The 11,884-nt window shown below is 34.8% G+C and carries 9 protein-coding genes; 7 read left to right on the forward strand and 2 right to left on the reverse strand.

What is annotated here, in order from left to right; all coding sequences use genetic code 11:
• The first annotated feature begins 11 nt into the window (after positions 1-11).
• The 6 genes from BUB89_RS08600 (at position 12) to BUB89_RS08625 (ending at position 6,862) form a co-directional block, all read left to right on the forward strand.
• Positions 12-1,154 carry an iron-containing alcohol dehydrogenase gene (locus tag BUB89_RS08600; protein WP_073244039.1) on the forward strand — a complete coding sequence of 381 codons (1,143 nt, stop codon included), beginning with the start codon at positions 12-14 and terminating at the stop codon, positions 1,152-1,154.
• Between the two features lie 10 nt (positions 1,155-1,164).
• Complete coding sequence (locus tag BUB89_RS08605; protein ID WP_073244041.1) at positions 1,165-2,094, forward strand: dihydrodipicolinate synthase family protein; 930 nt, start codon at positions 1,165-1,167, stop codon at positions 2,092-2,094.
• Entirely contained in the window at positions 2,094-3,137 is a 1,044-nt protein-coding gene (pdxA, locus tag BUB89_RS08610; RefSeq protein ID WP_073244043.1) for a 4-hydroxythreonine-4-phosphate dehydrogenase PdxA, read from the forward strand. Before BUB89_RS08605 ends, pdxA begins: the two co-directional genes overlap by 1 nt.
• Positions 3,138-3,140: 3 nt before the next feature.
• Entirely contained in the window at positions 3,141-4,292 is a 1,152-nt protein-coding gene (locus BUB89_RS08615) for a four-carbon acid sugar kinase family protein (protein ID WP_073244045.1), read from the forward strand.
• 12 nt (positions 4,293-4,304) lie between these two features.
• On the forward strand, positions 4,305-5,873 hold the full coding sequence (locus BUB89_RS08620) for a sodium:solute symporter family protein (protein ID WP_073244048.1): 1,569 nt from the start codon (positions 4,305-4,307) through the stop codon (positions 5,871-5,873).
• Positions 5,874-6,172: 299 nt separating this feature from the next.
• Positions 6,173-6,862, forward strand: a complete 690-nt coding sequence (locus tag BUB89_RS08625; protein ID WP_073244050.1) for a PH domain-containing protein — start codon at positions 6,173-6,175, stop codon at positions 6,860-6,862.
• A gap of 89 nt (positions 6,863-6,951) precedes the next feature.
• On the opposite strand, the gene BUB89_RS08630 is transcribed toward BUB89_RS08625, so the two are convergent.
• Complete coding sequence (locus BUB89_RS08630) at positions 6,952-8,337, reverse strand: hypothetical protein (RefSeq protein WP_073244052.1); 1,386 nt, start codon at positions 8,335-8,337, stop codon at positions 6,952-6,954.
• Positions 8,338-8,354: 17 nt separating this feature from the next.
• Positions 8,355-10,619, reverse strand: a complete 2,265-nt coding sequence (locus BUB89_RS08635) for a TonB-dependent receptor plug domain-containing protein (protein WP_083552617.1) — start codon at positions 10,617-10,619, stop codon at positions 8,355-8,357.
• 141 nt (positions 10,620-10,760) lie between these two features.
• Here BUB89_RS08635 and BUB89_RS08640 point away from each other — a divergent pair, with 141 nt between their 5' ends.
• Positions 10,761-11,837: a helix-turn-helix domain-containing protein gene (locus BUB89_RS08640; protein ID WP_073244057.1), complete on the forward strand. Its 1,077-nt coding sequence runs from the start codon at positions 10,761-10,763 to the stop codon at positions 11,835-11,837.
• The last annotated feature ends 47 nt before the right edge of the window (positions 11,838-11,884 follow it).

Consider the following 11,884-nt stretch of genomic DNA (forward strand, 5'->3'; position numbering starts at 1 on the left):
AAAGAGAAAGAATGAAAGAAATTGTAATTTTAAATCCTAATCGTGTCGTTTTCGGGGAGGGAAGTATGCAGCGATTTGTTAGTGATTTTGTTGAAAGAGGACTAAAAAAGATGTTCTTGTTAAGTATAGCAGAACTTAATACTACACTAGCTCCTTTTTTACAGCAATTACAAGCACATGGAGTTGCAGTTTTTGTTGACGAATCTATTGTTGGTGAACCTACATTTGAGGATTTTGACAAAATTTTGCTAAAAGCAAAAAAATTTGATGCCGACAGTATTGTTGGTATTGGTGGAGGAAGCGTGCTGGATGTTGCTAAATTAGTAGCGGCACAGTTAAAGAATTCACAAACCTTAGAAGAAGTTAAAGGCAATGGCAACCTAAAAGAAAGACAAACTTACGTAGCCTGTATTCCTACAACTTCAGGGACAGGAAGCGAAGTTTCGCCTAACGCCATTTTTGTAAATAATCAGGGAGAAAAAGTAGGTGTTATTAGTCCGTATTTAGTTCCTGATGCGGCTTATGTTGATCCTGTTTTGACGGTTTTGTTGCCTAAAAAGATAACAGCGGCAACAGGAATTGATGCTTTAACGCATTGTTTAGAAGCCTATACCAATAAATTTGCACATCCTTTTGTGGATTTGTATGCTCTAGAAGGTGTCAGACTTATTGCAAAATACCTGAAAAGAGCCTGTGATGATGGAACTGATTTAGAAGCCAGAACTCAGGTAGCTTTAGGGAGCATGTATGGAGGAATGTGTCTGGGACCGGTTAATACGGCTGCTGTTCATGCTCTATCTTACCCATTAGGAGTTGAATATCATATTCCGCACGGATTGTCAAATGCTTTATTGCTGCCGTATGTGATGGAATACAATATCGAAGCCGATGCCAGTAAATATGAGCGAATAGCGGAGGTTTTAGGAGCAGAAAAAAAAGCTACTTCAAAGGAAACGGCTTTAGAAGGAGTAAAAATCATGAAACAATTAATTGTCGATTGTGGTTTACCGTTAACTTTAAGCGAGGCAGGAGTCAAAGAAGAATCGATTCCTCAATTAGCAGAAGGAGCTGTCAAAGTACAACGGTTATTAAAAAATAATATTAGAGAAATTGCGGTGGATGATGCTATAGCCATTTATAAAGCCGCTTTTTAACAGAATAAAAATGAAAAATATAAAGAAATATAGTGGAGTAGTTGTACCAATGGTGACCCCATTGCGTGCTGATAAGAGTATTGATTTAGACGCTGTAACTACTTTGGTTAATCATTTAATCGAAGGGGGATGTCATCCTTTTGTATTAGGAACTACAGGCGAATCCAGTTCTGTTACTTTCGAAAATAAAGTAGCATTAGTTAAAAAAACAGTTGAAGCAGCTAGCGGAAAAGCAATGGTATATGCTGGGATTTCGGGGAATTCTTTTCAGGAATCTTTAGATCAGGCTACAATTTATACTGATTTAGGAGTGGATGTTTTAGTAGCTCACGTGCCTTATTATTATCCGCTGAATCAAAATCATATTTTAAATTATTATCAGCAATTGGCATCGGCTGTTTCTTTGCCGTTGATTGTTTATAATATGCCTATGACCACTAATATGTCTATTGATTTAGAAACCGCAGACGTTTTGAGTCAGCATCCTAATATTGTGGGTTACAAAGAATCAGAAAGAGGTGAAGAACGTATGGCAAAAGCTATCAGCTTATGGAAAGACAGAGAAGATTTCTCCTATCTGTTAGGCTGGGCAGCCAAATCTTATGAAGGGATGCTACTGGGAGCCGATGGATTAGTACCAAGTACAGGAAACTTAACGCCTCAGTTGTACAGCACAATTTACGAAAGTGTGCTTTCAGGAAATAATGAAGCGGCACAAAAAGCACAGGAAAAAAGCGATGCTATTTCTAAAGTATATCAGGAAAACCAAATTTTATGTAATGCTATTCCGATTTTGAAATTCTTGTTGGCAAAATATAATTTATGTACAAAAGAAGTTTTACTGCCGATGATTGCTCTGAATGAAGCCGAAGAAAAGATAGCGACAGCAAAAATAAACCACTACGGAAACGATTTAAAAAGCTTAAACAGTATTGAATAATGGAGAATAGAAAGCCAATATTAGGGATAACAATGGGAGATCCCGCAAGTATAGGACCTGAAGTAGCGGTAAAAGCATTATTAGATCCAAAGGTGTATGAAGTATGTCAGCCTGTTTTAGTAGGGGAAGCCGATGTGTTTGAAAAAGCAATTGGGTTTTGTGGTCTGGATTTAAAAATAAACAGAATCTCAAAAATTGCCGACGCCAGATTCGAAAAAGGAATTGCGGATGTTTTTGATTTAAATTATATGAATATCGCCGATTTAAAGATGGGCGAAATCACTGCCGAAGCAGGCGATGTGGCTTTTAGAACGGTTGTTAAAAATATCGAATTGGCCTTAGCCGGAGAAATTGACGGAACAGTAACAGGACCAATCAACAAAGAATCTATCCAAAAAGCAGGACACGTTTTTGCCGGGCATACCGAAATCTATGCACATTATACCGATACCAAAAAATACGGAATGTTATTGGTAGAAGAAAACTTAAGAGTTATTCACGTTTCCACGCATGTGTCATTGCGACAAGCTTGTGATTTGGTTAAAAAAGACCGAATCCTGGATACCATTTCGTTGATTGATGATGCTTGTAAAAAATTAGGAGTTAAGAATCCTAAAATTGGAGTTGCAGGATTAAATCCGCATGCCAGTGATGGAGGACTTTTTGGTTGGGAAGAAGAACAAGAAATACTTCCGGCAGTTCAGGAAGCGCTAAAAAGAGGATTTAACGTAGAAGGACCTATTCCTGCCGATACATTATTCCCTAAAGCTATTGGTGGGGTTTATGACGGCTGTGTGGCTATGTACCACGATCAGGGACATATTCCTTTTAAAACAGTAGGATTCAACTGGGATCAGGCTAAGGGACAAATGAAGAGTGTAAGAGGTGTCAATATTACATTGGGATTACCCATAATCAGAACCTCGGTAGATCATGGTACTGCAATGGAAATTGCAGGAAGAGGCATTGCCAGTCCGGATGCTATGGTACTTGCCATAGAATATGCAGCTAAACTTCATAAAAATAAACAAGACAATCAATAGAAGATGATAGCGGTTATATCAGATGATTTTACAGGTGCTGCCGAAATAGGCGGAATTGCGCTTCGAAACGGATTTTCTGTTACGATAGATACTTGCGTAAACAAGGATTATACCTGTGATGTTTTAGTAATTGCAACAAATACAAGGTCTTTATGTAAAACTGAAGCTCAAAAACAAATCAAAGATGTTACAGAAGAATTACTTAAATTAGGTCCCGATTTTATTTATAAAAAGACAGATTCTTTACTTAGAGGGAAAATTGGAGACGAACTGGATGTACAATTAGCTATTTCCGGAAAGAAAAAAGTATTGTTAGTGCCTGCCAATCCTTCTATGAACAGGACTATCGTTAACGGAATTTATTATATCAATAATATTCCATTGATGGAGTCTGATTTTTTTGGAAATGAATTTGATAAAGGAACTACTTCTAATGTTTTAGACATGATTGGGGGCGATTATAAAGACCAGTCATTTTCTGTTTCTTTGGGGCAAAAAATACCACAGGAAGGTTTCATAATTGGGAATACCCCCACAAATGAAGATTTGATGGGTTGGGCTAATGTGATTGATGATACCATGTTACCTGCGGGTGGAGCCAGTTTTTTTAATGCTATTTTGAAAAAAATAAAAAAAGAAAAAGACTTAAAGAAAATCCCATTGTTGTTTGGTAAAAAAGCGTTGTATGTATGCGGAAGTAATCATTTACCAAGCAGGGAAGTAGTTAAAAAAGTTAAAGAGGATGGTGGAAGTGTTTTGTACATGCCAGAATCTATTTTTTGTAAAGAAGATTATCAGCAAACTATTGACGACTGGGCAGGCGAAATTAGTGTTGCCTTAGAAAAAAAAGATAAAGTAATTATTGCCATTGATACCTTAGATTGTGATGATGTTGATGACATTCCGTTTCGAATAAAAGAAATTTTTGCAACAGTCATAAAAAAGGTGCTTGCAAGGGTAAAAGTGGAAGAATTATTGATAGAAGGTGGTGCAACTGCCTATTCTATAATCGAAAATTTAGAATATAAAAAGTTTTACCCGGAACAGGAATTAGCACAAGGAGTGATAAGAATGAGAATTGAGCAGGAAAAAGAGATGTTTTTAACCCTAAAACCAGGAAGTTATCAATGGACTGAGTCTATCTGGAAATTTTAATTTTTATAAATTATGAATCAAGCTTCGTTACATTTTATTGATTATTTTATTATTGTTTTATCCCTGATTGCAACTTTTTGGGTTGGAGTTAAGTTTTCTAAAAAAAACACGAATACGGAACAATATTTTGCTGCCAGCGGAAGTATTCCGGCCTGGGCAGTGGGGATGTCTATTTTTGCCACATTAATCAGTAGTGTAACCTTTTTGGCTTATCCGGGAGAAGGATTTAAATCGAACTGGATTTTGCTGGTTCAGGGATTTATGGTTCCCATAGTTTTGCTGTTTTCTATTCGTTTTATTGTGCCTTTGTATCGCAATGTCATTGGTTTAAGTGCTTATGAATATTTCGAAAAGAGATTTGGCTATCTTGCCAGAGTCTATGGATCTTTAGGATTTATATTTGCTCATTTTTCTAAAATGGGTTCCGTACTGTTTTTATTGGCGTTAGCCTTGTCTTCCATGACAGGTTTTGATGCTTTAACTATTATCTGGGTAATAGGAATAGCCATTATTTTTATAACGCTTTTTGGCGGAATGGAAGCCGTTATCTGGCTGGATGTTATTCAGGGATTTTTATTGATTTTAGGAGGTATAGTAGCTATTGCGGTTATTATTTTTAAAACGGATGGTGGTCTTGGAGAAATAGTTAGTTATGCTGTGGAGCATGATAAAATAGGTTTTGGTCCTTATGATTTTGATTTTGTTAATCTTACTTTCTGGGTTATGGTGATTAATGGTACTTTTTATGCCATTCAAAAATACGGAGCTGATCAAACCATTGTACAACGTTATTTAACGGCTAAGTCTGATAAAGATGCAATTAATGCTTCTATATTGGGAATTGCCATTACCGTGCCTGTATGGACAGTTTTTATGTTTATTGGTACAGCATTATTCTCTTTTTATGCTTTAAATCCATTAGAGTTACCGGCTGGTATTAGTTCTGACGCTGTTTTTCCTTATTTTATTACAACACAATTGCCACCCGGTTTGATAGGTTTAATTTTATCAGCATTAATTGCCGCTGCTATTTCCAGTCTGGATGCCGATTTGAACTGTTTAGCAGCAGTAGGAGTTGATGATTATTATAAAAGAATCAAGCCTAATAGTTCAGGTGCTGATCAACTTAGAATGGGGAAAATTCTGGTAGTATTAGCAGGATTAGCCGCTATTATGGTAGCATCAGTGTATGTGTATTCAGGTGAAAACGAAGGGATTTTGTCAACTGTTTTTATGTTGTATGCTATTTTTTCCGGAGGTATTGCAGGGATGTTATTGCTGGGGCTTTTTGTAAACAGAGCTAACAGACAAGGATTGAATGTAGGTATTGTAGCCTGTATTTTGTTTACCGGTTTTGCTTTACTAACCTCTACATCAACAGGATCAGGCGAAAATAAACATCTTTTGTTAGATATGGGGATTTATAATTACACCCAACACAAATACATGTTAGGGGTTTACAGCCATTTAGTATTGTTTAGTGTGGGCTGGATCGCCAGTTACTTCTTTCCAAAAGCTGATGTACCTAACAATCTTACCTATTATGGTTATTTAGAGAAAAAAAGAAAAGGACTGATTTAGAATCGAAATAATAAATAATATAAAAAGCCTTAGTTATTTGTACAAAATAGCTAAGGCTTTTTTATGTATTTTTATACCAAATATAAGCGGTAATTTAGTAAAATCATTATGGGTATAATGCCGTTGTATATTTTATTTAGTTCAATTTTTTATTGAACTTTTTTGAAATAACAAACGGTATTATCGAAAATAATTCAGACTAAAGTTGGGATAATTAACTCTTATTTATGAAATTACGTATTACTTTTGTACTATTGAAAATGATTATCCAAACCTACAGCTAATAAATTAAGTCTAAAATGAAAGATCAGATTAAAAAATTTTTAAACGAAGAGCAAGATCCTAAGGCTATCGAAAAAATCACTTCAAAACTGAATGATTTATTGATGAAGAATGAAGAAATAGGCTATATAGGAGTACAGAAAAAACCGGCACTAACGGTTTTTCCGGATAGCATTGTTTTGACCAATAAAAGAATCATTATTTGTCAGCCTAAAAATTTAGGACTTTCAATGGATTTTATCGATTATACCTGGGATCAGATTGAAGGTACATTTGTAAAAGAGAATATCTTAGGTTCAGAGTTTTCTTTTTCTACCAAAACAGATATGACAGTTTCCATAGATTATATTCCGAAGATTCAGGCCAGAAAAATATTTACGTATGCTAAAGAACAATTGGATATTATAAAAAACGGAGCAGCTCATAATACTGCTGTTGTTGCTGAAGAAATTACTGAGGTTCCAGAAGAAATTGAAGAAATGGAAACCGAAGAGGTCACTCATTATGCTGAGATTATGCCGGCAGTTTCTAATCCTGTTGAGACTGTTCAGGAGAATCACACTCCTGCAACAGAAAAACCAAGCAGCGAATTGACGCAGGATGAACTTTTTGCAAAACTACAGAATTACAAAAAACTCCTTGACAACGGATTGATTTTACAAGGAGAATACGATGCATTCAAAAAAGAAATATTGAGTTTGATGTAAAATGGAATACTTATTTTAAAAAGCAAAAAATCCGGACAAATTAAAAACTTGTCCGGATTTTTTTATTTCAATTTTGTGAATTATATTTCTTAGTAAGCTCCAATATAGTAACTACCTGAAGCTGTTTTTAATTTAGCTCCTTTTTTGATTGTTTTGGTTTTTGTATTTACAATATAAATATTACCATCTTTCCCGGCCGGAGTTAATGGAAGATATACGTTGTCTCCAATAACACCAATATTCTGGAACTGACGTAAAGTTGTAGATAATTCGGCATCTTCCTCAATTTCTGTAGTTAATTTAACCGCAGTTTTGTCATTAAGATTAATTAACGCAACATATCCACCTGCTGTGTCTTCCATAGTATAAAGAACTACAGCAATACCATCTTTAACATATCTCCAGGCTTTAATACTGGCGCCAGTGATACTCAAAGCTGTATTCAAATTAAAATGATATGCTTGATCATACTCGTTAGTTGTTTTGTCAATACGAAGAATATCGGGACCTGAAGTTGCAGTAGCTTGATAAATATGACCATCAGTACCTACATATTGTGTCATGGTACGGTAACCAAGATTGTCTATCATAGTATTATTTGAAGAGATGATTTTAGCATTTCTTAAATTAGGATAATCTATTACATAGGTAAGGGTTCCTAAATTTCTTTCGTCAGTTCTGTCCCATCCATTAATAGCTCCGGAAGTTGGATTTGTAGTTACAGTACCGTTGATATCATGCCTGCGTACACCTAAGCCAATAAATAATTTAGTTTTTGCTTGGTTTAGCACAGGAACATCAGCTCTCCATACATGGTATCCTTGTGATTCTAATTCAGTACCAAGATCTATGTTAATGCTGCCAGTATTCGTAATAGCAGTGTTGTTTAAATCTATATTAGCAATTTTTATCGTTCCTTTAGGATTGCGGTAAACAAAATTTGGAGCTGTTCCTGTATATGGATCTAAAGCCTCACCAAAAGATACACCTACACCAATTCCCTCAGCTGCTTTAACCCAACGAGGGGATGTTCCTAAAATTGTAGCAGTATTTAATTCAAAACCTACTTCTTCGTATTTTCCTGCACCTGAAACACTGTATTTATTGAATACACCACCTTCAGTTCCGGTGTATTGAATATTGTATAAAAATTTACCATCTGCAGAAGCCTGAACACGTGCTGTACGGCTGGACTTTAAAGCAAATCCATTAACATATTTATCACCTTCCATTTTAAAAAGATCTACTTCATAGTCAGGGTTTTCAGCATTTTCTGGTGTTATGGCGTAAGCACGAGTTCCTCCATTACCAGCAGTACCATTTGCATCAGGAAAAGAACCTGTTAAGGAAATCCAGCGTGTTCCGTCATTTCCTGAATTGTCTCCTGAATCGTTGTTGTCATCATTACTACAGCTTCCTAATGTCAGGGCAGTAGCGATACTAAATAATGCTATTTTAAATAGATTTTTTTTCATGATATATATTTATTTGATTATAAAAATTTACTAAAGGTGTAATTCAATTTGAAATAGATTCCTCTACCTGGTTTTTGAATTTGGAAGTTGTCATAGATTTCTGCATTCAATAGGTTTTTTACATCTATACTGGCTACCAGTTTTTTAGAAGGGAATCGATAACTTACTCCTAAATCATGTATAAACTGACTGGGAGTTAAAGACCAATCAGGCTGTCCCCAAACAATGTAATATTCGCCTACATATCCTATTGTATAATAGGCGTTAAGTATGGATTTTTTTTGAAAAACATCATTAAAGCGATATTGAACATTGGCATTAGCGGTTAGGTAGGGTTCGTTAGGAACTTGTTGACCAAAGAGGCTATGTGCATTTCCATTTTCATCTCGTTCTTGTTTAAAAACGTTGTTGAATTTGGAGAAATTTAAAGAAGCATTTAATCTGTTATTATAGATATAAATAATTTCTGCTTCAAAACCACGTGCTTGTGTCCGGCCAAGATTTACATATCGGGTGGTTTGAATATCAGCATCAGCTTCATCTTCAATTTCTGAGACATCAACAGCTTGTTGGGTTATTTTTTTATAGCCATTACGCCAAAAAGCATTGGCATAAAAAGATATTTTGTGTTTACCAGAATCTATTGCTCCATAGCGAAAACCTAAGTTATAATTGATGTTTTTTTCTGGTTCTAAGCTAAGATTAGGCAGAATGTTAATCTCAGGAGCTCCAAATAATTGGTTTTCAGTAGGCATGATATAAGAGTTCTCAGTAGAACCAATAACAAATAAATCAGAAATTACATTGTATGATGCAGTAGCTCCGTAGCCAAAATTATAATTAGAGGTTGTAGTGTCTCGTTTTACAACTGCATTTACACCGTCTGTAGTAACAATTTCTGATTTTGTCTGATTGGTTCTGTTGGTTGTATATTTTCCTAAAAAGTTGGTTTTTAGCTTTCTGTTGAAAGTTTCAGCTTCATAATTCATCGAAATAATGTGTTTAGAAACCAGACTCCTTGTTGCTAAATCCTGAGAAGCCGGATTTAATAAATCTTCATCTTTTCTGTTAGTCGCTTCGTATTTGTGGTTTATAGAAATACGGTGTCCGTTAGCAATCATGTAACCCAGATTAGATCTTGCATTCGTGATTTTTCTATCGGTATTCGTAATCGTTTTTGGTCCTTGTTGCCCTCCATTTGTTCGTAATGGTACTCTTTCTCCAAATTCAACAACTTCTCTAATAGTGCCATCCCAATTGTAAGCAAAACTCACAGTATCTTGTAAATACGTACTTCGCTCGCTTCTTACCGCATTAATATTTAATGCTAAGTCTTTTAAAAGAAAATCTTTCTTAGTGTAATTAAGTATTAAAGCATGTGCTTCCGTTTCATTAAAACGACCTACATATGGAACTGCCATAGTTATTCCATGAGGAATTTCTCTGTAGTTGCTGGAGCCATTATAGCCTATGAAAAATTGATCAGCCCATTTGGTATCGGTAAAACCCACTTCAAAACGACCTCCCACGGATTTATAATCGTTGTTAAAACGTTTTGCCCGATAAGGTCTGATGATTTGTTGCAGATGATTTACGTAAGTTGTAGATCGGCCCCAGGTTTCAAAACTATTATCAGTATAAGTGTAAAATCCTGATCCTCTAAAAGAAATTCCGGTTTTTTTATCGCGATAATTAGCGCTTAAATCAGATTGAAAAGTATTGAATGATCCATAAGAGACAGCGGCAGTGGCATTATTTTGAGAAACATCCTTTTTCAAGACTACATTGATAGCACCACCTACATAATCACCTGTTAAATGAGAGGGTAATATTCCTTTGTAAACCTCGATACGCTCAATCATTGAGGGAGGTATGTTGTTCAGATTGAAAGAAGAACCAAAAGTGGAAACCTCAATTCCATCAAGAAATATTCCTATAGTACTCCCGGACATGCCGTTAAGGTTGTATTCAACATTCGAACCAATTCCTCCATTTTGCCTTACCCGTACACCAACTGAGCGGTCTAATAATTCATTGGTTGTTAAATTTCTTAGTGATGCATCTTTAGTTTCAATAACATTTACAGCAAAACCAGTAGTTTCTATTTTTTCTTTTTTTGATTTTCCTTTGATACTTACAGCATTTAGTTCTTCAGCCTCTTCAATTTCCTTCCTGTTTTTTTTTTCTGTTACAGCCGTTTTTTCTTTTGGTTGTTTTTCCTGCGAAAAGACCATTGTAGAAAGTAAGAGTATTACTGTAGAAAAAAGTAGTTTTATGTTCATTATCGAATTTAAATATGTTTTTTATCTAAAAATTATTCTTAATTAGATTTATTATAAATAGATTTGCGCAAAAATACTATCAGCATCCACAAGATGAATAGGGAAAAACGGATTATTACTTTGTAAAAACGGATTATTATTTTGAAATTTAAATCGAAAATTCCAGGACATCAGCAACCTTTCATTTCAATTGAAACAGGCGATTTATACCATCAGAAAAGTCAGTTTACTGAAGAGAGAAGCACTTTGAAAATGGATGAAAATGATGAAATTACTATTCATAACCAAATTTCTGAAGGGATTTTGATTATGGATATTAAAATGCGTTTTTCAACAGAGCAAACCATTCAGACCGAAATGCTGGGGGAATCGATAGTAATGAATTTTATTTGTTCGAATAATTTAGGAACCCGGATAGAGGAACTCGAAGGGGAACAATATTCTATTGAAAACACCCATAATATTTTGTATGCTTCTAAATTGAACGCTACTTATAAAATTCCGGCTTTAGAAGAAATAAATTGCCTGTACATTATTTTATCTCCTGATTTTTATTCGAAATTAATTAACGAAGATTGGGGACTGCACAAAAAATTCTCTAAAAATATCAATCAGAAAAAAACAGGATACTTAACCCCTAAATATGCTCCTTTTACTCCGGGGATACAGTGGATTATTCACGAAATCAAAAACTGTACTTATGATGGTTCGATGAAAAAAATATATCTGGAAGCTAAAATTAAAGAACTCCTTCTTTTACAATTGGATTCCTTAATAGAGAAACCAAAAAATGAAGAACAAGAAATAGGAGAGGAGGATTTAAGCAAACTTTTGAAAGCGAAATTGATTTTAGAAAAAAATTTCACAAATGCACCGTCTCTTTCGGAGCTGTCCCGATTAATTTCTCTTAACGAATTCAAATTAAAAAAAGGATTTAAGGCGCATTTTAAAACTACCATAAAAAGTTATGTTACGGAACTCAGAATGGAATATGCCAAAAAACTATTTAAAAATGAAGTTTCTAATGTAAGCGAAGTAGCTTATAAATGTGGTTATAAAGATGTATCTCACTTCTCGGCTGCCTTTAAATTCTTCTACGGATTTACTCCGGCCAGTTTTAGAAAATTAAACGCAGGAGCAAAAATCTACCTTTTGTACTTGGACTTTCTGGACATTTTTTATTTAGACCTACTGTCAATAGATTATTGTTTGGTTTAAGAAACTTTTAAAATTTATCAAATCATATGGATTCCCCTCTTTTGGAG

The sequence above is a fragment of the Flavobacterium flevense genome, from assembly GCF_900142775.1.
Lineage (GTDB): Bacteria > Bacteroidota > Bacteroidia > Flavobacteriales > Flavobacteriaceae > Flavobacterium > Flavobacterium flevense.

What these genes read in the sequence shown, in the direction of transcription:
- BUB89_RS08630 (WP_073244052.1), bottom strand. Translation starts at nt 8,337, where the DNA reads ATGAAAAAAAATCTATTTAAAATAGCATTATTTAGTATCGCTACTGCC.
- BUB89_RS08620 (WP_073244048.1), top strand. Translation starts at nt 4,305, where the DNA reads ATGAATCAAGCTTCGTTACATTTTATTGATTATTTTATTATTGTTTTA.
- BUB89_RS08615 (WP_073244045.1), top strand. Translation starts at nt 3,141, where the DNA reads ATGATAGCGGTTATATCAGATGATTTTACAGGTGCTGCCGAAATAGGC.
- BUB89_RS08605 (WP_073244041.1), top strand. Translation starts at nt 1,165, where the DNA reads ATGAAAAATATAAAGAAATATAGTGGAGTAGTTGTACCAATGGTGACC.
- BUB89_RS08635 (WP_083552617.1), bottom strand. Translation starts at nt 10,619, where the DNA reads ATGAACATAAAACTACTTTTTTCTACAGTAATACTCTTACTTTCTACA.
- pdxA (WP_073244043.1), top strand. Translation starts at nt 2,094, where the DNA reads ATGGAGAATAGAAAGCCAATATTAGGGATAACAATGGGAGATCCCGCA.
- BUB89_RS08625 (WP_073244050.1), top strand. Translation starts at nt 6,173, where the DNA reads ATGAAAGATCAGATTAAAAAATTTTTAAACGAAGAGCAAGATCCTAAG.
- BUB89_RS08600 (WP_073244039.1), top strand. Translation starts at nt 12, where the DNA reads ATGAAAGAAATTGTAATTTTAAATCCTAATCGTGTCGTTTTCGGGGAG.